Raw genomic sequence first — 21,330 nt, forward strand, 5'->3', positions numbered from 1 at the left:
TGATAAGAACCCCGATAGATTTAAGTCTATCGGGGTTTTATAATTTATTACTACCCACTTTATAATAAATAGACAATACTGAATTAACTAATAATTATTAAGTCGTTATTTGATGCTACATTTTTGGTATAAAGAATTTCCGCAATACCCTAGAGATCATAAGGATTACTGGCGAACACGCTTAATTGCACATTCTTTATTAATCTGCTGCTGCTACTTTTTAATTTTAACCTTACTAAATGTTTTTTATTTTTCGAGTTACGATATTGCACTTATTGATGCCTTAGGACTTATAGCCTCATTAAGTATTTGTATATGGTTTAATAAAACAGCCCAGGTTAGTAAAGCTGCTTGGGTTGTTGCATTAATGATAGTTGGCTTAATAATGCTCTTTATAGTATCGGCAAAGGGTCATGCTCATTCATTATTTTGGGCAACACTTATTCCGCCTTTTACTTTTTTTTTAGTTGGGCGTAATTGGGGAAGTATATTAAGTAGCATTGCTTTTGGTATTTGTGCCTATCTAGTTTACTTACAGCAACAACTATCAATTACCATAGGTTTATCTGCATTATTTAATTTTATTGAAGTGTCTATTGCGCATGTTTTATTATTTAGGTTTTATGAAAAAACGCGTTTTTCGGCTTACTCTCATCTTTCGAAGCGCAATGCCGAAATAAAACAGCTAGCCGAAACCGATAAGCTCACCGGGCTATATAACAGGCAAAAATTTGATTTTGAATTGTCGCAATTACTGAGTGAAAATAATAATGAGCGAAAATCAAATATAGTGATGATTTGCGACATAGATCACTTTAAAAAAGTAAACGATACTTATGGCCATTTAGCGGGTGATAACGTGCTTAGTGAGTTTGCCAATATTTTACAAAACAAGCTTACAAATAGTGCATTAATTGCACGCTGGGGCGGAGAAGAGTTTACTATTATTCTTCGAGATAGCAGCCTAGATAACGCAATTAACGAAGCTGAAGAGCTCAGAGCGTTTATTGCCACTCATTTAATCGATAATAGAGCGTTAACTATCAGTATTGGTATAGCTAAAGCGCATGTTGACGACACTGCTTTGCATCTTTTAGAGCGCGCCGATAAAGCGCTTTATAAAGCAAAATTACAAGGGCGAGATCAGGTCTGTGTTGCTAGCGACAACTTAACCAAAACTCACTATGAAAACACATTAAGTAAATCCGCTGCTATTTAAAAGTTAGCTCTAAAGTATCAGCGGTTAAACCCAATAAACTAAATTAACCTTGTAACTGCTAACTTATTGTTCCTAAAATATTAAGCATACTGCCCAGCAGCAAAACCACAGCTCCACGCATACTGAAAATTATAGCCCCCTAGCCAACCGGTTACATCGGTTACTTCGCCAATAAAATATAAGCCTTGTACTTTTTTTGCTTCGAAGGTTTTTGAGCTAAGTTCATCGGTATCTACACCACCTAACGTTACTTCCGCTGTTCTGTAACCTTCTGTGCCATTTGGTTTAATTTGCCATGCATGTATATAGTTAACTAACTCGTCAATTTGGCTATGTGTTAGCTGGTTAATATTACAATCAGGAATTGCTTTCCCCTCATGAAGAACTTCAATAAAACGTTTAGGTAAAATAGTGGCTAAGCTATTTTTTAACGACTTTTGGGATTGCGTTTCACGCCAATCGGCTAGCTGTTGTCTTAAATCTGTTTCGGGTAATAAATTAATAGTTACCGCCTGTCCGGCGCGCCAAAATGAGCTTATTTGTAATATAGCAGGGCCCGATAATCCTCTATGGGTAAATAAAATGTTTTCTTTAAATGCAGTGCCATCTTCACTAGTAACATCGCATAAAATACTTATACCTGAAAGCGCTTCAAAACGTTCTTTATCGTGCTGATGCAAAGTAAATGGTACAAGTGCCGCCATGGTCGGTAATACTTTTAAGCCAAACTGCTCAGCAATTTTATAGCCAATGGGTGTTGCGCCAAGCTTAGGCATAGTTAAGCCACCTGAAGCAATCACTAACGACTCACAATAAAATGTTTCATGCTCGGTTACTACGCTATAACCAGTTTCAGTTTTTGAAACGCTGATTACTTCGTTACGCAACTTTATAGATACCCCCGCCCACTCACACTCAGTAAGTAAAATATCAACAATGTCTTGAGCATTATTATCACAAAAAAGCTGACCTAGTGTTTTGTGGTGATAGGCTAAACCATGACGATCTACCAGTTCAATAAAGTCATGTTGGGTATAACGACTTAAACATGATTTAACAAAATGAGGGTTGCCACACAAATAATTACTAGGGCTGGCATTTTCGTTGGTGAAGTTACAGCGCCCACCGCCACTAATGAGTATTTTTCGACCTGGCTTTTTGCCCATATCAAGTACTGTAACACTACGGCCACGATATCCTGCTTGCGCTGCACACATTAAGCCTGCTGCTCCCGCACCTATTACTATCACATCTACTTGGGTCATTTATTTATCTCATTAATTTTTTTTGATTATAACAAAATTTATGCACCGGCTGGACATCGAATTGATTATTTTCAATTGCACAACAAATAAAAATAAAAGTATTAATACTCAAATTTAAAACTAGTTACTTATGCTTATATTTATAAATATAAAAAGCACAAAGTAACTACAAACCCGCTAATAACAAGGTTATAACCAAATGAAAGAAGCTAATAAGTAATTAATCTTTCAATTAATTTAACAGATCATTTACCTTTGTACCCACTTCGTGGATTTGTGCTACGAAATAATAAATAAAAACTAAGGATAATCATGACAACAGGTAAATCATTTAAAAAGTGTGCAATAGCCTTTACTATCAGCTCACTATTTGCTGCAACATCGAGTATTGCAACTCCTGCACAAGCAATTGCACCATCAATGGCAGAAACAACAGCTAAATTACAAAATCAAACTGGTTTTGAAACACAATTCATTATTAAATATAAAAATAACACTAATGATTTAGCTAGCTTTGCAGCTACAGACACAGATGTAAGCCAATCGAATATGCAAAATAAAGCGCAGAGCTTTGTTAAAAATTACACCTCTAAAAAAGGCAAAGTAAAAGCGAAGTATATTCGTGCCATGGCACTTAATAATCACCATGTAATGCGTGCAAGTAAAAAGCTAAATGCACAAGAAGCACAGCAATTTATGCAAGAAATGCTTGAATCTGGCAATGTTGAATACATTGAAGTCGATCAAATGCTGCAACCATTTGCAACGCCTAATGATCCACGATTTGACGACCAATGGCATTATTATGAACAAGCTGGCGGCTTAAACTTACCTACAGCGTGGGATACAGCCACTGGTAGCGGTGTTGTTGTTGCTGTACTCGATACAGGCTATCGCCCTCATGTTGATTTAAACGCTAATATTTTACCCGGTTACGATATGATCTCGAATTTATCGGTGGCTAATGATGGCAATGGTCGCGATAGCGATGCCCGCGATCCGGGTGATGCGGTTGCTGCCAATGAATGTGGTACTAACGGTGCACAAAACTCTAGCTGGCACGGTACACATGTAGCGGGTACTGTTGCTGCAGTTACTAATAATGGTGAGGGTGTTGCTGGGGTTGCTTACGGCGCCAAAGTAGTGCCTGTACGTGTACTAGGTAAGTGCGGTGGTTTAACCTCTGATATTGCTGATGGTATTATTTGGGCTTCTGGTGGCAATGTATCTGGGCTACCGGCAAATGCCAATCCTGCAGATGTAATAAATATGAGCTTAGGGGGTAGTGGCTCATGTAGCTCTACAACACAAAGTGCTATTAACACCGCACGTAATAACGGCACAGTAGTGGTAATTGCTGCTGGTAACGATAACGATAACTCAGCAAACTATAACCCAGGCAACTGTAATGGCGTGGTAAATGTAGCCTCGGTTGGCCGTAATGGCGGTCGTGCTTATTACTCTAATTACGGTAGTAATATTGATGTTGCCGCACCGGGTGGTGCGCAAAGTTTTGCTAACGATTCTGAAGGTGTTTTATCCACTTATAACGCCGGTTCGTCAACCCCTTCTAGTGATAGCTACGGTTTTTCGCAGGGTACATCAATGGCAGCCCCCCATGTTGCTGGCGTAGCGGCACTGATAAAACAAGCAAAGCCGAATGCTACTCCCGATGAAATCGAAAATATTTTAAAAACAACCACCCGCTCGTTCCCAGCCACATGTACTAGCTGTGGTACCGGTATTGTTGATGCAGCAGCTGCCGTAGCTGCTGCAAGTGGTGGCACTGCACCACCACCAAGTGGTAATGAACTTCTTGATGGCGAAACTCAAACAGGTTTAAGCGGCGCAACTAACTCAGAAACATTTTATACAATGACAGTGCCCAGTGGCGCAACTAATGTCACTTTCACTATGAGTGGAGGCACTGGTGATGCCGATTTATACGTGCGCTCTGGCAGTAAGCCAACAACCTCTACATACGATTGCCGCCCTTACAAAAGTGGTAACAACGAAGAGTGTTCAATCGATAACCCTACATCAGGTACGTATCATGTGATGCTACGAGGTTATTCTGCCTATTCTGGGATCAGCTTAACTGGTAATATTACAGCAGCTTCGGGCGGGGGCTCAGGCACACCTCAAGCTGGTGGTGGCACTGTAAGCGATGTGAGTGCTAATGCAGGTCAATGGAAGCATTACACACTAGACGTGCCAGCAGGTATGGCTACATTTACAGTAACAACAAGCGGTGGCACAGGCGATGCTGATTTGTTTGTTAAGTTTGGCAGTCAGCCCACGACATCGAGTTACGATTGTCGTCCATATAAAAATGGTAATGCCGAAACCTGTACTTTCTCAAGCCCACAAGCGGGTACGTGGCACTTAAGTGTTAACGCGTATAAAACCTTCTCGGGCTTAACAATTAGCGGGCAATATCAGCCTTAATAAGCAATAATTGCAAAAAGCCGATGTTGCATCAACATCGGCTTTTGTATTTTCAAATCGCTAATTTATTCTATAGCTTTTCTAAAACAGCAGCAGCACGACTAACCACAAATTCTTTTTCTTGCTCTACAAATAAACCGGTTACTACACTATTTTCCACGATCATTGCGTAACGCTTTGAACGCACACCGCCAAACCCTGCCGTATTCATATCAAGGCCTAATGCTTTGGTAAAGCTCGCATCGCCGTCTGCCAGCATGGCTATTTTTTGTGCATTTTGTGATGCCCCCCATGCTTTCATAACAAACGCATCGTTTACCGATACACAATAAATTGCATCAACGCCCTTTGCTTTTATTTTATCTGCCAGAGTAATAAACTCAGGTAAGTGTGCATTTGAACAGGTAGGTGTAAACGCACCGGGGACTGCAAACAATACAACTTTTTTATCTGCAAATAATTCACTGTTAGTCAGTGTTTGCATACCATCGTCGGTTAACTGGCTTAGCGTAACCGAGGGAATAGTTTGACCTTGTACAATCATTATAAATCCTTCATTTTATAAAATAAAACCAGCATACAGCTTAGCACATAGAATTTAGAGCATGATATAAGATGAGCGCTAAAGCTAATTTATTACAACCCCAGGCCCCCTTTAATCGAATGAATTTGTTGTTGTAGCTGATGTCGTATATCATCCACCAACGAGCTCGACTCACTTACTTGCCCCTTCATTTCAGCCATTGACTGACTAAAGTTATCTAATAAATTGCTTTGCTGCTTAGCAAGCTTCATCGCCTCAAACGCTACTTTATTAGCATTTTTTGCATTACTTGCCACCGCTTCCGAATTTAACTTAAGTTCTTGGGCATTTTGCGTTTGCGATTGAGCACCTTGGGTTAATGCTGTTATTTGCGTAGCAACTAGCCGTGAGTTTTCACTCAGTATGGTGAGCTGCCCATTTATCTCGCTCAGCGAGCCTTGCGTTTGCAGTGCCAATTGCCTAACTTCATCAGCCACTACTGCAAAGCCGCGACCATGCTCACCTGCCCTAGCTGATTCTATTGCTGCATTTAGCGCAAGTAAGTTGGTTTGATCTGCAATATTACGTATTACTTCTATAATTTTACTTACGCCTTCAACACCATTAAGTAGCTCTTGTAAGCTTTGTATACTGCGTTCAACCCGTGCCTGTGTATCGGCACTCGCACTTAACATACTTTGCGCAAATCCTAAGCTTTGTTCCATGGCACTAAAGGTACTTTGTGCGTTATCAGCTACTTGTGTATTAATATCATTAACTTGCTCTCCAATCTGCTGAATATCGGTTAGTAAATACTGATTCTGTTCCACTTGCCCATAACTCGTAGTAGTTTGTTGCTCAATCGTCTGTAAGTGTTTACTCATTTGCTGCATAAAAGCATTCACTACTTTTAGCATTTGCGCTCGCTCTTGTGCTTCTATGCGCTGGCGTTCAATTAACTGATTAAAGTATTGGGCTATTTCCCCTACCTCTGTTTTTGGATTGCTACTGACAATATTTTTAAACTCATTCGTTTCAATTAAAAATGCAAACCCGTCGCGCAATCGTCGAAGAGGATTAAGTACCAGATTACGCTGAACAATATAAACACCGCCAGCAAGTATAACTAGCCCACTAATAGCAACACAAAACACCCAAAATACTTGCTGCTTTAAATTATCTTGTTGTGTTTTTAGTGCTTGCTCTGCATTTATCACTGTTTTAGATAAATTACTAAGCTGCGTGCGCAATTCATCGGCCCCCGTCTGTCGTTGTTGTGCCTGAGTTAATGTACTGGTTAAATCCCGAGGATAGCGATTTGGCCAACTACTTAATTCTGATTTAATATCAGTAGCTAAATCTTCACTTTGCTCGTCAATAAATAAACTATACTCATCTACTTTATCCATCACACCTAAGTTTGGTAGCTGCTCTATTTTTGCTGCTAATACATTTAAATTTTTCACGCTTTGTTGCAAACTCTGCTCTACACTCTGCTGATAATCTAGCACCAGTTGATAACTAAATAATGATAAGTTAATCACTTCACTATAATACTCATTGGCCAATTTATAATAACTAAGCGTGTTGTTACTATTATCCGAAGCTGAGCGCGCATAATTAATTAACGAGGATGCCGAACCAGCCATTTGCCTTAGCGCATTATCAAGTAAAGCCGTTTCGTTACCAGAGAGCTTACCCAAGGCTCTATATTTACCGTTTATATCATTATTTAGAGTAATTAACTGCTCAGTAAGTTGTGATTTAAGAGCTGCTGGTAATAGCGTTAACTGTTTTTGCTCTACTTGCGAGATTAAACTTGAGGCTTGTGTTAAGTATTGGCTATCGCCTTGTGCTAAGTAATTACTTAGATAGCTCGCTAGATCAACCATAATCGTATTTTTAAGCTGTCTATATGCACTGTCTTGCTGCTCTAGTTTTAGAAAAGTTTGACTGGCCCAAAGTAGAGTCATAGCTAATAAAACACTTGCGAGAGTTAACAAAACAGCCAGTAAGCGGGTAAATGTAGAGGCGCGCATAAATAAATCCCTAAAATCATATGCGCGTAGAATATTGACTATTTATGACAGTTTAATGGCAAATACGACTAATCGTATTAAATTCATGAGCTGTCAAAGCAACAACAAGAATGTTAACCCAAATAAAAACAATGAGTTATTTTGTGTGGCTATTCCTAGATTCCTTTAACTTCAGCACCTATAGAGTCGGCTATAAGTTCATTTCAACACAATAAGTAAGTTAATAAGTAAGTTAATAAGTAAAAAGGGTTATGTTTTTAATAAGGTTGGCGTTTGTGTTAAAAGGGGGGGATTACAATACTAAAATAGTGCTGTGTTATATAAAATTATTTATAAAAATATAGGCATAAAAAAACCACGTATAAAACGTGGTTTAATCGTATTTATTGTAAAATTAAAGACCTGCGCGCTCTTTAATTATAGTAATTAAGGGCGATCCTGAATGACCGTTCGATTCAGCCCATGATATATCAGCACCATCTTCTAGCGAGCTTTTAGATAAGTTTTTAACTATATATTCACCGCTGTCTAATGCATTACTTGCCACTGCATGACGCAATAAATTATTGCCGTTACAAAATACTGCGTCGTATATATTACGAACTTTCACTCGTGAGCTTTTAAGCTTACTACGTAAACGATTTTTATCATCCGCTGCAATATACTCACAGATAGAAATCGCTAACTGATCATCTGCTTGTGCAGGGGCAGTATATACAAACGAACCGGCTGCAAGCGCAGTAATAACAACTAGCTTTGATAACTTAATCATGGAAAACCCTTTTTATAATACTTTATTCCTATTGGATTAGTTAATATTGTACCAATATGCTCAGTATTTCGCAATAATGTTAAGGGTTTTTATATAAAGTTACAAACTTATGACTATATTGATTTTTTTCATCCGCAGCCATTTGTATTTCATCTTTAACCTGCCAGGTTGCCACTTTTTCGTAATCAGGAAACTGAGTGTCACCTTCAACATCTAAGTCTATAAAGGTTAAATAAAGTCTTTGTGCACTTTCTAAAAATTGTTGATAAATATTTCCACCACCAATGATCATCACCTCTTCCACATCAGCAACTAAATTTAACGCGGCCTCTGGCGTTGTAACAATTTCTATTCCAGTTGCTTGATACTGGCTATTACGGGTAATAATAATATTACGACGCCCAGGTAAAGGCCGTCCAATAGACTCAAATGTTTTGCGCCCCATAATCACAGGTTTACCTGTGGTTACTTTTTTAAAATGCTGTAAGTCTCCAGGTAAATGCCAAGGCATTGTATTATTAAGGCCAATTACACGGTTATTTGCCATTGCAGCAATCATTGAAATTATCACACTAATTATCCAGTATTTATTATTAAACAAAGAAAAAGGAGCATAAGCTCCTTTTATATGTAATTAATTATAATTAACGCTCGTACACAACTTCTACGTCGTAATCATCTTCATTCCACTCATCCCAATCATCATCATCGTCGCTCTTTTTAGCGGCTTTTTGATGATAGGTGTCCCACTTAAACTCAACCTCTTCGTCTGTAGTTTCAACGAATTTCTCTTTTGGCATGCTTTCAAGCAATGTCATTACGTCATGAATTAGTGGTTGAGTATTTGATTTATTAATAGCAGAAATACTGTAAATATTTTCAGTTTCGCCTAGCTCTTGTGCAATTTTTTCACATAAAGCTTTTGCTTCGTCAGCTGGTAATAAATCTATTTTATTAAATACCAACCAGCGCGGTTTTTCTGCTAATTTAGGGCTGTACTGATGTAACTCATTAACAATCGCAAATGCATTATCAACTGGATTTGAGCCATCAACTGGCATTACATCAATAATATGCAGTAATATTCTACAGCGCTCTAGGTGCTTCAAAAATTGAATACCTAAACCAGCACCATCCGATGCACCCTCAATTAAGCCTGGTATATCAGCGATAACAAATGATTTATTCGCTTCAGGACGTACCACACCTAAATTTGGAATAAGCGTCGTAAATGGGTAATCTGCTACTTTTGGTTTTGCTGCCGATACACTACGGATAAAGGTAGACTTACCTGCATTTGGCAAACCTAATAAGCCTACATCTGCTAGTAACAATAACTCTAGTTTAAGGTTGCGTACTTCGCCTTCTGTCCCTAAGGTTTTTTGACGCGGAGCACGGTTTGTACTTGATTTAAAACGCGCATTTCCTAAGCCATGGAAACCGCCTTTTGCCACCAAAATCTTTTGGCCATGTTGGGTTAAATCCCCTAATCCCTCTTGCGTATCAACGTCCATAATACGTGTACCTACAGGCACCATAATAATTAAATCGTCAGACTTTTTACCCGTACAGTTACGGCTGCGGCCATTAGTACCGCGATCTGCTCTATGGAAGCGTTCAAATTGGTAATCAATTAAGGTATTTAAGTTTTCATCCGCTTGTAGATAAACACTACCACCGTCACCACCGTCACCACCGTCAGGCCCACCTTCTGGGATATATTTTTCACGACGGAAAGACACGATACCGGCGCCACCGTCTCCAGCTTCTACGCGAATTTCTACTTCATCTACAAACTTCATGATTACTCACTTTAGGGATTGGCTTGTTAATAACACTATTATATACCCAAGCCAACTTAATACCAATTGGCATAAATATTTGAACCATTTTACGAATTAGATCGCTCTATAACTTCGTTAAAGAGCCCGCTACTTAAACCCATAGGTATAATTGCAGGCTTGGGTATATATTGTAAAATAATGAAAACAAAAAACCCCGCAAAGGCGGGGTTTTTTAACTATCTTACTGATTACTCAGTTACGATAGTTACGTATTTACGGTTTAAAGGACCTTTTTGTTCAAACTGAACTTTACCATCTGCTTTTGCGAAGATAGTGTGGTCTTTACCGATACCTACGTTTGTACCAGGGTGGAAACGAGTTCCACGCTGACGAACAATGATGCTACCCGCTAGAACTGATTCGCCACCAAAACGCTTAACACCTAGGCGTTTGCTTTCTGAATCGCGACCGTTACGAGTACTACCAGCTGCTTTTTTATGTGCCATTTCTAAGTACCTCTAATTAAGCGCTAATGCCAGTGATTTTAACTTCTGTGAACCATTGACGATGGCCCATTTGCTTACGAGAATGCTTACGGCGTCTAAATTTAACAACCTTAATCTTCTCACCGCGACCATGTGAAACAACCTCAGCTGTTATCTTACCACCGTTTACGAACGGTACACCAATCTCGATTTTCTCACCATCAGCAACTAAAAGTACTGAATCAAATTCTACTGCTGCACCAGTTTCAACGTCTAATTTTTCAAGACGAATCGTTTGACCTTCAGTCACACGATGCTGTTTACCACCACTTTGGAAAACCGCGTACATAATTAACTCCGTCTGTGCGCCCTCAAATCGACGCAACTAAAATATTCTTCGATAGGGCGCGAAGTTTACGCTACGGCGTAATAACTAGCAAGCCTATTTTGTAATTAAAATGAATAAAAAGTAGCTGCATTGAGAGCAATTCAATATTTCCCCTATTTTATATTAAATAGCCCTTTTGCCAAGCGCTTTTTCACGATTAGTGAAAATAATTTGCCTTAGCTAAACACACACTACAACGGATAATAAATAAACATAAATTACAGCACACTTTGTACACTAATCAATCAGCTATCTCTCGTATTTAAGTGCTAATTAGCGATGTTAACCGTGTTTTTTCAGGGAATCGTCACAAAATATCGAGCTAGTGCTTTTTTTGTTGTACAATCTGCGCCGTTCACACATAAAAATTGGCTCGGAGATCAATGGATATAAAAGCTATCCAGGCGTTAATCGAAAACGATATGAATGACGTCAATCAACTTATACATGCGCAAATGCGCTCAGATGTGGCGTTAGTTAACCAACTTGGCTTGTATATTGTAAACAGTGGCGGCAAGCGCGTGCGCCCAATGTTGGCAATACTAGCGGCCAGAGCATTGGGTTATCAGGGTAAAGATCATATTACACTTGCAACTATTGTTGAGTTTATTCATACCGCAACACTATTACATGATGATGTTGTTGACGAATCTAACTTACGCCGAGGCACGCCTACAGCAAATGCTGAGTTTGGTAATGCTGCCAGCGTATTAGTGGGCGACTTTATTTACACTCGTTCATTTCAGCTCATGGTTGGCCTTGGTAAAATGCAGGTAATGCAAGTGCTTGCAGATGCAACTAACATTATTGCTGAAGGTGAAGTATTACAGTTAATGAACTGTAATGACCCCGACACCACTGAAGCCAGCTATATGCAGGTTATTTACTCTAAAACCGCTAAGCTATTTGAAGCCGCTACAGGCCTTGCGGCCATTATTACTGAGCAAAACCAAGCCACGCTTGATGCGCTTAACCTATACGGCATGCATTTAGGTACTGCGTTTCAGCTCGTTGATGACGTACTTGATTACAACGCAGATGCAGATCAATTAGGTAAAAATATTGGTGATGATTTAGCCGAAGGGAAACCAACTCTGCCGCTTATTTATGCAATGCAACATGGTAATGAGCAGCAAACACAGCTGATCCGTGACGCTATAGAGCACAGTAATGGCATGGATCATCTTGAAGAAATTTTAGCGGCACTTAAACAAACCAATGCGCTTGAATTTACGATGCAAAAGGCCGAACTTGAAGCCGACAAAGCCATTGCTTGCTTAGACTTTTTAGCTGAGTCTGAATATAAACAAGCACTTGTGAGCCTTGCCCGTATTGCAGTTGATCGCGATCACTAACTTTACTGCCTTTATGTGTAGCTAACCTGGGTGCAGGTTAATTAAATTCCGAGCAATAAAAAAGCCTGCAAACGCAGGCTTTTTTGTTGCTTGATTTTGGCTATTACGCCATGAAATCAACACCTTCTTTGATGTCTTTTTTCAGTGTTTCAAGCATGTCATTTTTTGCTTTTGTTTCAAATGCGCTTAGTTCGCCGTAAGAAAGAATTTCTTCTACGCCGTTTTTACCTAAACGTACTGGGTGTGCAAAGTACTCCGCATCGCCATTTTCAACAGCAACGTACGCGTAATCTACAACGTCTTCACCTTGTAGGCCTTTAACTAAAGACATACAAAAACGAGCTGCAGCTGCACCCATTGATAAAGTAGCAGAACCGCCACCCGCTTTAGCATTTACAACTTCAGTACCCGCATTTTGGATACGTGGAGTAAGTGCTGCAACTTCTTCATCTGTAAAGCTCACGCCTTCAACTTGAGAAAGTAGAGGTAAAATAGTAGTACCTGAGTGGCCACCGATTACAGGAACTTTAACAGTTGCTACGTCTACGCCTTTAAGTTCAGCAACAAATGCTTCTGAACGAATAACGTCAAGCGTAGTAATACCGAATACGCGTTTAGCGTCGTAAGTACCAGCTTTTTTAAATACTTCAGCAACAATTGGTACAGTGCCGTTTACTGGGTTAGTAATAATACCTACTAACGCTTTAGGACAACTTGCAACTATGCCTTCTGCTAACGTTTTGATGATGCCAGCATTTACATTAAATAAATCTGCACGATCCATACCTGGCTTACGTGGCATGCCAGCAGGAATAAGTACGATATCAGCATCTTTAAGCGCTTCATTTAACGCATCAGCGCCAAAGCCAGCTACTTTAACCGCTGTAGGGATATGAGATAGATCAACCGCAACACCTGGAACTACTGGTGCAACATCATATAGTGATAATTCAGAACCAGCTGGTAAGCCTGTTTTTAATAATAAAGACAACGCTTGACCGATACCGCCTGCAGCACCTAATACAGCAACTTTCATTGGAATTCTCCGTGATTTGAGGTAGGAAATATTTATGGCTCTAAGATAAAGAAATTAGCGACTAAAAACAAATTTATCCTGCCTATTTTCGTAATATTTTAGACCATAGTTGTAAAAACATTTGGCCTGAATACAGTAAACTGGCAAGTTAAATAAACAACTGCTGCATAATTATTCGTTTTTGTGTAGAATTTGCGGCATGGATAATAAAAAGCAAATAAAAACTATGCAACCACAAGACAAACAGGAAGCGTTAGTAAAAGCATTTAAAGCGCTTTTAAAAGAAGAAAACTTTGGTTCTCAAGGCGATATAGTAGATTCGTTAAAAGAGCAAGGTTTTGACAATATAAGCCAAAGTAAAGTGTCGCGCATGCTTAGTAAGTTTGGCGCGGTACGAACGCGCAATGCCAAACAAGAAATGGTGTATTGCTTGCCAGCAGAAATGGGCGTACCCACAGCAAAAAGCCCGCTGCGCCAGCTTGTTATTGATATAATGCATAACGAAATGATGATTATTATCCGTACCAGTCCAGGCGCGGCTCAGCTTATTGCGCGTTTACTTGACTCATTAGGTAAAGCCGATGGCGTGTTAGGTACTATAGCTGGCGACGACACTATTTTTATTGCCCCAGCTAAAATATCTGAAATAGACTTAACCCTAGAGCGGGTACGTATTTTATTTGATACGGTTTAGTATTTAAAACATGCGTTATAACTGTTTTAAAAACCCAACTGACGGTGCAAAAAACGCAGACCCCATATCGGCTTGAGTAAAATCAAGCCAATGATCATAGCACTCCCCCTCACCTAAACGACTTTTTAATACCTGTTCAAATGCGGTTCCACTGGCCGAGCAAGTAATTGACAGCATTCCTTGCTCGTAAACATCGCCATAAGGCATGCCTTGATTAAGTAATATTGGCTGGCCTTGCTCATCTTTTAATCCACTGCGTTGTGCATGGCTGGTTTCAAGCGCTGGGGCTATAAGAGTGTTGTCTAAGCGAGTGCGGCCTATTATTTGCTCTTGCTCATCTAGCGATAGATGCTGCCATACGCTTAGATCGTGCTTATAACGTTGCACATGAATATAACTGCCTTGATCCTCAAAGCTACCTGGTTTATTTATTAACGCCGTTGCCCGCTTTTGTCGGCCATGCGGCATTTTGCCACCATAAATAAAACCATTGAAATCGCGACCATCTAAAAATCTAAAATTACGAATTTGTTCCACCAGCTCTACGTCTGGTGCAAATAACTTTAAAATTTGCAGTGCAAATAAATGATTGACGTCTTCGCGGTCTGAACGTATTTGCACAAACAAATCACACGGCTGCACGCTCATTGCGTGTTCATTATGATTTATATTAGGAAAGCTTTGTAGTTCACTGGGGATATACTCTGGCAAAATATGCGGCCAATACTGTGCACCAATAGCCACCATACAAGAAAGCATAGATTCAGAAAACTGATCGCTAAACTCTTCCTCAATAGCGCTTACTTGCTTGAGCTTTGTACGTAATGACTCATCTTGGCCATCAAACACATTAAAAAATAAATGCAAACCGTGTAAGTTTGCTTCAGCACAAATCCCTGATTGCGCTTGTGCCATTGTTATTCCTTAGCTTATAAATAGATAAACACAGCGAATAACAAATTAATTTATGATTCGAAAAAATTCACCGTGTGGGGTTTTATTTTTATTATAGCCTGCTCATTTTGAACAAATGACTGGCCATATTGCGCTGCAACTTCTATTTCTTGTTGTGCAATAACTACAGTGTAAACATAAGCCGAACCAATAAAACGACTGCTTAATATGGTGGCGCGTTCACTATGGCTATCTTTTTTATTGTCGCTCATTAGCTCTATTTGATGAGGACGCACATATATTTTTCCTATATTAGCCTGATGCTGGTGCGCAATAACCGACTCAACTAGGCCAAAAGCGGTTTTATATTCAGTTGCTGTTAACACTTCTGCGCTTAAGTATATGCCCTGACCCAGAAACTCTGCAACCTCCTTTGAGCTTGGTTTAGCAAAAAGCTGTTCTGGGGTGCCCTGTTGAGCTATTTTCCCCTGGTGCATAATAGCCAGCGTGTCTGCAAATGCAAAAGCCTCTTCCTTTGAGTGGGTAACAAATACTGCCGACACTTGTTGAGTTTTAATTATGCGGCGAATATCGGCAATTAATTCAAAGCGTACTTGAGTGTCTATATTCGAAAACGGCTCATCAAGTAATAGTAAACTTGGTTTGTAAGCAAGTGCACGCGCAATCGCCACGCGCTGTTGTTGCCCACCCGATAACTGATGCGGATACCTGTCGGCGCAGCCAACTAAATGCACCAGCTTAAGCATTTCATCAACGCGCTGTTGCTTTTGCTCTTTACTCATTTTACTTAAGCCAAAAGCAATATTATGTGCCACGGTTAAATGCGGGAATAACGCATAATCTTGAAACATCATGCCAATATTACGATGCTCTGGCGAGATAAATGTATTGGCGTTACTCACCAGCTTACCATCGATAAACACGCTTCCTTGTTGCGTTTCTATTAGCCCTGCAATTGCTTTTAAGGTGGTGGTTTTACCACAACCACTGGCACCTAACAAACACACTATTTCGTTTTTACCTATGGTTAAATTTAGCTCGTGAATAACCTTAGTACCGTTATATTGATAGCTCACGCCTTGTAAAATCAAACTACTCATTTAACTACGTTGCTCCATAGAACGGTTAATAAAATACAGAGGGATAAATCCAACCAGCACAATAAATAATGCCGATATAGAAGCCAGCTCTAATTGCTCATCACTCACATACTGAAACACATGCGTAGCTAAGCTTTCAAAATTAAACGGCCTAAGTAACAAAGCCGTAGGTAGCTCTTTCATGCATTCAATAAACACCAGCAAAGCCGCAGTAAGCAACCCGCGTCTAAGTAGGGGTAAATGCACCAAACGTAACGTATGGCCTTGGCTTTTGCCCATAGATTGGCTAGCCATGTCGAGAGAGGGGCTAATGCGTAAAAAGCTCGACTCAATCGCGCCATGTGCTACTGCGTAAAAACGCACTACATAAGCAAAAATAATGGTAAATACACTGCCAGTGAGTAACAAGCCTATATTTAAGTCGTATGGCTCAAGCACACGGTTTACCGTATTTTCTAACAGCGTAAGCGGTAATAGCACCGCAATAGCCAGTACTGTTCCTGGTAAAGCGTAGCCGGTGCTAGCTAATCGCCCCGGAATAAGTGGATAATTTTGCTTGGCTATACGTTGATAAAACACCACTAATACACTAAGTAACAGCGTTACTACGCTTACTACTATAGCTACCTTTAAACTTTGCCACGCATAGCTAAAAAACTCACTACTCCATGCTTGATCAAAATAAACAATCGCGTACTTTATTAACACAGCGATAGGTATAACAAAGGCAACAATTAAAATCACACTGCAAAATAGCGTTGCCAGCCAAGCCGACTTGCCTTTTAATATATAAAGCGCTTCACTATTTATACCCGACTGACGCTCAAACACCGCTTGATTACGGCGACTAAAGCGCTCCGCCATTAAGGCTAAAAACAATAGTAATAACATCACGCCCGATATTTTAGCTGCAGCGGTTAACGAGTAATAACCAAACCAAGTATCGTATACGGCAGTGGTTAAGGTGCTTACAGCAAAGTAGCTTACTGTGGCAAAGTCAGCCATGGTTTCCATACTAATTAGCGCTAGCGCAGCTACAATTGCGCCGCGCGATAACACTAAGCTCACCCTAAAAAAGCTCTGCCACGACGACAGCCCCATTAACTGGCTAGCCTGTACTAACTTAAAAGACTGCTCACGCAAGGCTGTTTTAAAAATTAAATATAAATAGGGATAAAGCACCAGTGCAAGCATTACAATAGCGCCGGGCAAAGTGCGTATATCAAAAAACCAGTAATCATCCGGCGATTGCCACCCAAACCAGTCTCTGAGAGTATTTTGTACTGGGCCTGCGTAATCAAGCAAGTCGGTATAAACATAGGCAATAATATAGGTAGGCATAGCCAGTGGCAGCATTAACGCCCATTCAAACTGTTTTTTACCCGGGAACTGGCAATAAGCGGTTAGCCAGCCAAGTGGTAAGGCAATAGCACAGCTTAGTACACACACACCTAAAATAAGTAATACGGTATTAGAAATGTAATCCCACAGCACTGTATCCCAAAGATGCGAAAACACCTCTGAGTTACCTTGTAGAGATTCAAATAGCAGAAAAAACAATGGGGTCGACAGTAATAATCCTGTCGACCATGCAAAAAGCTGCCATTTAGACAGCTGAAATTTATAAGTCATTTAAAGATCGAATTTCACCTCATCAATTAGCCTTAACGCTAACGGACGATATTTACTAATTTCATCAAGTGGTAAGCTATCTTCTTTAAAGCTTCCCCAAGATGCAACTAAACTTGATAATTCTACGCCTGGCTTAACCGGGTATTCCATATTAATTGAAGCGTACATGTTTTGCGCTTTATTGTCGGTCATATACTCTAGGAGTTTCAAGGCATTTTCAGGGTTTTTAGCGTATTTTGTAATAACTGCACCCGACACATTTATATGCGAGCCGCGATTGATTTGGTTCGGAAAGTTAATATTTACCGCTTGTGCCCATTCTTTTTGGGTTTCATCTTGCAGCATTTTACCTAAATAGTAACTATTGCCAAATGCAAGATCGCACAAACCTTCTTTTACTGCTTTTACTTGCGCTCTATCGTTACCTTGTGGTTTACGCGCTAAATTTGCTTTAACCCCCTCAAGCCATACTTTGGTATCTGCTTCACCATGGTGTGCAATCATGGATGCAACTAAACCCAAATTATACGGATGTTTACCAGAGCGAGTACATATTTGCCCTTTATATTTTGGATCGGCCAAATCTTCATAAGTCAGCTCAGGTAGCGCGCCCACACGCTCTTTTGACGAGTAAACATTACGTACTCGCTTAGTAAGTGCCACCCACTGGCCGTCGCCATCACGAAATGCCGCAGGCACATTGTTATTAATTGCTTCGCTACTAATAGTTTGCGTTAAATCTAAATCTTCAAGTTGGATTAAGGCGCTAAAATTAGACGTTAATACTAAATCGGCTTTGCTGTGTTTACCTTCGCGCTTAACGCGCTCTATTAAGCCTTTATTAGCAAACACTACATTTGTTTTAATTCCAGTTTGTTTGGTAAAGTCATCTAAAATTGGTTTTATTAAAAAAGGCTGTCGAAAAGAATAAATATTAACGGACTCAGTTGCAAAAACGGGTGCCGACACAGCCAAACCAACTACAATTGCGAATACTTTTTTCATATTTCCCACCTGAATAATAACTATTATCAATAATTCTACCGTGCCTTACCCAAAAGTGCACACTTTATATAATCTGATCCTGTTAAAATCGCTAAAATAGAAAACCAACGTAAGACATATCCTACAAACGTGACAGCCAATGATGAAAACACAACATGAAAAACCATAACAAACAAAGTAACCAATTGTTTTAATTAAAGTAAGTTATTTTAACTATTACGACTATAGCAATTAATTAGCAACCTATACTTCTTTAAAATATCGTACCGCCTATAATTAACTTAACAACCAAGCAGTGATGCTTAACGAGTAAATGGAAACGGACAACTTACTCGACCAACCAATGATTTAGGTTACTAATACAAAACGGATTTTAGGACAGGCTCTAGGAGAGCAGCACAATGGAATGTCTTAAAGGATAGCATCTGGATGATGCGTAAAGGATAGCAACAAAGGATTTACGTTGTTTTACAGGATGTTGAGGAAATAAAGGATACAGGCAGGAGCGCCTACATTACATAGAACTAAAAAGTAATATTGTAATAACAAGGATTTGTAAGAATTTGGAGTTGATTAAGTTCAATTGCAGGATGCAGAAAATTAGAAGATTCCGCAAGCGCGCCTAGAGATAGAGCGCGCTTTTCTTTGCCTAAAATAAATTGCTCAATGTATTTGTACAGCGCCTTGAAGTTGTTTTACTGCAAGCCGCCAAGAGCATATAAACGGTTTAAATTTTAATACACACGTATTTTTCTTCTAGGTACTCATTTAACCCTTGGTGCCCCCCTTCACGGCCAAGGCCCGATTGCTTAACACCACCAAATGGCGCTACAGGGTTAGAAATAACGCCTTCGTTTACACCAATCATGCCAAACTCAAGACCTTCGCTAATGCGATAAACCTGCTTAATATTTTGGCTGTAAAAATAAGCGGCTAAGCCGTAAGGTACGTCGTTTGCTAGAGTAAGTACTTCGCTTTCATCATCAAAAGGAATAATTGTTAATACTGGACCAAATACTTCTTCATGGTAAATATCCATGTCGGTAGTGACGTTATTTACAATCAACGGGTTTTGAAAGCTGCCACCTAAATCACTGTTATCACCAATCAATACTGCCCCTTTATCTAGTGCGTCTTGTACTAGCTGCTGTACTTTTTCTTTTGCCTTAGGGTAAATAAGCGGGCCGATATCAACATCTGCTGTAAAGCCATTACCGACTTTTAAAGCAGCCACCTTAGGGGTTAGTTTATTTAGTACCGCATCAATAATATTACGCTGAATAAAGATACGGTTTGCAGCAACACAAGCTTGCCCACTATTTCTAAACTTAGCAGCCATTAACCCCTCAATAGCTGCATCGAGGTCTGCATTATCAAAAATAATGAAAGGTGCGTTTCCTCCAAGCTCCATAGAAGTGCGCTTAATAGTACCTGCGCATTGCGCTAATAACTGCTTGCCTACCCCCGTTGATCCGGTAAAAGTAAACTTACGCACTATCTCAGAGTCGGTTAGTATTTTTCCTACTTTTTTAGCATTTTGCGATACTAAGACGTTAAATGCCCCTTTTTCAAACCCTGCTTGATCGGCTAAATAGGCAAGTGCAATAGCGCATAATGGGGTGTGCTCTGAAGGTTTTAATATAAAACTACAACCGGCTGCATAGGCGGGGGCAACTTTACGCGTAATCATAGCAACAGGAAAATTCCATGGCGTGATCCCTGCAACAACTCCTACAGCCTGCTTAAAGCTGGTTAACCTATGGGTGTTGTCGGTAGCAGGTATAACATCGCCATAGCTGCGCTTAGCTTCCTCGGCAAACCATTTTATAAAGCCTGCGCCGTAATCTATTTCGCCCAATGCTTCTTTAAGTGGTTTACCTTGCTCTTTGGTCATTAACTCTGCAAGCGTTTGCTTGTGTTTTATAACTAGCTCATACCAGCGCATCAAGGTTTCGCTTCGCTGCGTAGCATTGGTTGCTTTTAATTTAACAAATGCGCTTTGAGCTGCAACAATTGCATTATTCACACCCTGCTCATCAATATCGCTTACATCAACAATGCTTTTTTCGGTAGCAGGATCATCAACACTAAAGTGTGTGTCTGTTTTATAAAATTCACCATTAATAAACGAGTCAGAAAAAATAAGATTACTCAAAATAAACCTCCAAATTACGTTTAAGGTGTTAGCTTTTAATGCGTGCCATAGAGCCAAGGCTAACTTTTTAGATAAATCTGCGCGAGGTAAACTCCCGCCTACCCTGCGGTGTACAAACAAAAAAGCCGCTGTATTAAACAGCGGCTTTTATTATATTAATCGTTAAAAGCTAGTGCTCTTCATTAACTATATTAACGTTATACTTAGGTATTTCAACCACTAGGTCTTCATCTCTAATAATTGCTTGGCAACCTAAGCGCGACTCTGGCTCTAAGCCCCATGCTTTATCAAGCATATCGTCTTCTAACTCGTCGCTTTCTTCTAGCGAATCAAAGCCTTCGCGGATCACTAAGTGGCACGTGGTACACGCACATGACTTTTCACATGCGTGAGCAATGCTAATGCCATTTTTAAGGGCGACATCAAGAACCGTTTGACCACTAGGTGCTTCAATTGCAGCGCCATCTGGACACAATTCTGGATGGGGAAGAAAAATAATTTGTGGCATTCTAATC

General features: G+C 39.9%; 19 protein-coding genes. 4 read left to right on the forward strand and 15 right to left on the reverse strand.

The window, feature by feature from the left end; genetic code table 11:
- Positions 1–112 precede the first annotated feature (112 nt).
- On the forward strand, positions 113–1,219 hold the full coding sequence (locus tag AAEZ22_RS01330) for a GGDEF domain-containing protein (protein WP_179806931.1): 1,107 nt from the start codon (positions 113–115) through the stop codon (positions 1,217–1,219).
- A gap of 80 nt (positions 1,220–1,299) precedes the next feature.
- Here the strand turns inward: AAEZ22_RS01330 and AAEZ22_RS01335 are convergent, their stop codons facing one another.
- Positions 1,300–2,484, reverse strand: a complete 1,185-nt coding sequence (locus AAEZ22_RS01335) for a BaiN/RdsA family NAD(P)/FAD-dependent oxidoreductase (protein ID WP_011329295.1) — start codon at positions 2,482–2,484, stop codon at positions 1,300–1,302.
- Positions 2,485–2,796: 312 nt separating this feature from the next.
- Here AAEZ22_RS01335 and AAEZ22_RS01340 point away from each other — a divergent pair, with 312 nt between their 5' ends.
- Positions 2,797–4,932, forward strand: coding sequence for a S8 family peptidase (locus tag AAEZ22_RS01340; protein WP_011329296.1), 2,136 nt, complete (start codon positions 2,797–2,799; stop codon positions 4,930–4,932).
- A 70-nt stretch (positions 4,933–5,002) separates the two neighbouring features.
- On the opposite strand, the gene AAEZ22_RS01345 is transcribed toward AAEZ22_RS01340, so the two are convergent.
- The 7 genes from AAEZ22_RS01345 to rplU all read right to left on the reverse strand — a co-directional run bounded on the left by AAEZ22_RS01345 (position 5,003) and on the right by rplU (position 10,884).
- On the reverse strand, positions 5,003–5,476 hold the full coding sequence (locus AAEZ22_RS01345; protein WP_011329297.1) for a peroxiredoxin: 474 nt from the start codon (positions 5,474–5,476) through the stop codon (positions 5,003–5,005).
- A gap of 92 nt (positions 5,477–5,568) precedes the next feature.
- Entirely contained in the window at positions 5,569–7,494 is a 1,926-nt protein-coding gene (locus tag AAEZ22_RS01350) for a methyl-accepting chemotaxis protein (RefSeq protein ID WP_350628384.1), read from the reverse strand.
- 394 nt (positions 7,495–7,888) lie between these two features.
- Positions 7,889–8,266, reverse strand: coding sequence for a DUF3718 domain-containing protein (locus tag AAEZ22_RS01355; RefSeq protein WP_011329299.1), 378 nt, complete (start codon positions 8,264–8,266; stop codon positions 7,889–7,891).
- A 79-nt stretch (positions 8,267–8,345) separates the two neighbouring features.
- On the reverse strand, positions 8,346–8,837 hold the full coding sequence (gene folA / locus AAEZ22_RS01360; RefSeq protein ID WP_172459222.1) for a type 3 dihydrofolate reductase: 492 nt from the start codon (positions 8,835–8,837) through the stop codon (positions 8,346–8,348).
- Between the two features lie 73 nt (positions 8,838–8,910).
- Complete coding sequence (cgtA, locus tag AAEZ22_RS01365; RefSeq protein WP_011329301.1) at positions 8,911–10,068, reverse strand: Obg family GTPase CgtA; 1,158 nt, start codon at positions 10,066–10,068, stop codon at positions 8,911–8,913.
- Between the two features lie 230 nt (positions 10,069–10,298).
- A complete protein-coding gene (gene rpmA, locus AAEZ22_RS01370; protein ID WP_002957747.1) occupies positions 10,299–10,556 on the reverse strand; it encodes a 50S ribosomal protein L27 in 258 nt (85 codons plus the stop codon).
- A gap of 16 nt (positions 10,557–10,572) precedes the next feature.
- Entirely contained in the window at positions 10,573–10,884 is a 312-nt protein-coding gene (rplU, locus tag AAEZ22_RS01375; RefSeq protein WP_006794538.1) for a 50S ribosomal protein L21, read from the reverse strand.
- A gap of 422 nt (positions 10,885–11,306) precedes the next feature.
- Between rplU and ispB the strand changes: the two genes are divergently transcribed.
- Complete coding sequence (gene ispB, locus AAEZ22_RS01380; RefSeq protein ID WP_011329302.1) at positions 11,307–12,278, forward strand: octaprenyl diphosphate synthase; 972 nt, start codon at positions 11,307–11,309, stop codon at positions 12,276–12,278.
- 103 nt (positions 12,279–12,381) lie between these two features.
- On the opposite strand, the gene mdh is transcribed toward ispB, so the two are convergent.
- The gene (mdh, locus tag AAEZ22_RS01385; protein ID WP_011329303.1) at positions 12,382–13,314 is read right to left on the reverse strand and encodes a malate dehydrogenase; all 933 of its coding nucleotides are present in this window, start codon (positions 13,312–13,314) and stop codon (positions 12,382–12,384) included.
- Positions 13,315–13,540: 226 nt separating this feature from the next.
- Here mdh and argR point away from each other — a divergent pair, with 226 nt between their 5' ends.
- Positions 13,541–14,008 carry a transcriptional regulator ArgR gene (gene argR, locus AAEZ22_RS01390; protein WP_041454781.1) on the forward strand — a complete coding sequence of 156 codons (468 nt, stop codon included), beginning with the start codon at positions 13,541–13,543 and terminating at the stop codon, positions 14,006–14,008.
- A gap of 15 nt (positions 14,009–14,023) precedes the next feature.
- On the opposite strand, the gene AAEZ22_RS01395 is transcribed toward argR, so the two are convergent.
- From AAEZ22_RS01395 to fdx, 6 genes are all read right to left on the reverse strand, one after another.
- Positions 14,024–14,923, reverse strand: coding sequence for a Dyp-type peroxidase (locus AAEZ22_RS01395; RefSeq protein WP_352295854.1), 900 nt, complete (start codon positions 14,921–14,923; stop codon positions 14,024–14,026).
- Positions 14,924–14,973: 50 nt separating this feature from the next.
- Complete coding sequence (locus AAEZ22_RS01400; RefSeq protein WP_352295857.1) at positions 14,974–16,023, reverse strand: ABC transporter ATP-binding protein; 1,050 nt, start codon at positions 16,021–16,023, stop codon at positions 14,974–14,976.
- Positions 16,024–17,655, reverse strand: coding sequence for an ABC transporter permease (locus tag AAEZ22_RS01405; protein ID WP_011329307.1), 1,632 nt, complete (start codon positions 17,653–17,655; stop codon positions 16,024–16,026).
- Positions 17,656–18,660 carry a Fe(3+) ABC transporter substrate-binding protein gene (locus AAEZ22_RS01410; protein ID WP_011329308.1) on the reverse strand — a complete coding sequence of 335 codons (1,005 nt, stop codon included), beginning with the start codon at positions 18,658–18,660 and terminating at the stop codon, positions 17,656–17,658.
- Between the two features lie 727 nt (positions 18,661–19,387).
- Entirely contained in the window at positions 19,388–20,815 is a 1,428-nt protein-coding gene (locus AAEZ22_RS01415) for an NAD-dependent succinate-semialdehyde dehydrogenase (protein WP_182683885.1), read from the reverse strand.
- 169 nt (positions 20,816–20,984) lie between these two features.
- Positions 20,985–21,323: an ISC system 2Fe-2S type ferredoxin gene (gene fdx, locus AAEZ22_RS01420; protein WP_011329311.1), complete on the reverse strand. Its 339-nt coding sequence runs from the start codon at positions 21,321–21,323 to the stop codon at positions 20,985–20,987.
- Positions 21,324–21,330 lie beyond the last annotated feature (7 nt).

The organism is Pseudoalteromonas sp. 20-MNA-CIBAN-0454, from assembly GCF_040308685.1.
GTDB classification, from domain to species: domain Bacteria; phylum Pseudomonadota; class Gammaproteobacteria; order Enterobacterales; family Alteromonadaceae; genus Pseudoalteromonas; species Pseudoalteromonas nigrifaciens.

Excerpts from the sequence above, each read along its gene's own strand:
- AAEZ22_RS01330 (WP_179806931.1), top strand. The coding sequence starts at position 113 with ATGCTACATTTTTGGTATAAAGAATTTCCGCAATACCCTAGAGATCAT.
- AAEZ22_RS01335 (WP_011329295.1), bottom strand. The coding sequence starts at position 2,484 with ATGACCCAAGTAGATGTGATAGTAATAGGTGCGGGAGCAGCAGGCTTA.
- AAEZ22_RS01340 (WP_011329296.1), top strand. The coding sequence starts at position 2,797 with ATGACAACAGGTAAATCATTTAAAAAGTGTGCAATAGCCTTTACTATC.
- AAEZ22_RS01345 (WP_011329297.1), bottom strand. The coding sequence starts at position 5,476 with ATGATTGTACAAGGTCAAACTATTCCCTCGGTTACGCTAAGCCAGTTA.
- AAEZ22_RS01350 (WP_350628384.1), bottom strand. The coding sequence starts at position 7,494 with ATGCGCGCCTCTACATTTACCCGCTTACTGGCTGTTTTGTTAACTCTC.
- AAEZ22_RS01355 (WP_011329299.1), bottom strand. The coding sequence starts at position 8,266 with ATGATTAAGTTATCAAAGCTAGTTGTTATTACTGCGCTTGCAGCCGGT.
- cgtA (WP_011329301.1), bottom strand. The coding sequence starts at position 10,068 with ATGAAGTTTGTAGATGAAGTAGAAATTCGCGTAGAAGCTGGAGACGGT.
- rpmA (WP_002957747.1), bottom strand. The coding sequence starts at position 10,556 with ATGGCACATAAAAAAGCAGCTGGTAGTACTCGTAACGGTCGCGATTCA.
- rplU (WP_006794538.1), bottom strand. The coding sequence starts at position 10,884 with ATGTACGCGGTTTTCCAAAGTGGTGGTAAACAGCATCGTGTGACTGAA.
- ispB (WP_011329302.1), top strand. The coding sequence starts at position 11,307 with ATGGATATAAAAGCTATCCAGGCGTTAATCGAAAACGATATGAATGAC.
- mdh (WP_011329303.1), bottom strand. The coding sequence starts at position 13,314 with ATGAAAGTTGCTGTATTAGGTGCTGCAGGCGGTATCGGTCAAGCGTTG.
- argR (WP_041454781.1), top strand. The coding sequence starts at position 13,541 with ATGCAACCACAAGACAAACAGGAAGCGTTAGTAAAAGCATTTAAAGCG.
- AAEZ22_RS01395 (WP_352295854.1), bottom strand. The coding sequence starts at position 14,923 with ATGGCACAAGCGCAATCAGGGATTTGTGCTGAAGCAAACTTACACGGT.
- AAEZ22_RS01400 (WP_352295857.1), bottom strand. The coding sequence starts at position 16,023 with ATGAGTAGTTTGATTTTACAAGGCGTGAGCTATCAATATAACGGTACT.
- AAEZ22_RS01405 (WP_011329307.1), bottom strand. The coding sequence starts at position 17,655 with ATGACTTATAAATTTCAGCTGTCTAAATGGCAGCTTTTTGCATGGTCG.
- AAEZ22_RS01410 (WP_011329308.1), bottom strand. The coding sequence starts at position 18,660 with ATGAAAAAAGTATTCGCAATTGTAGTTGGTTTGGCTGTGTCGGCACCC.
- fdx (WP_011329311.1), bottom strand. The coding sequence starts at position 21,323 with ATGCCACAAATTATTTTTCTTCCCCATCCAGAATTGTGTCCAGATGGC.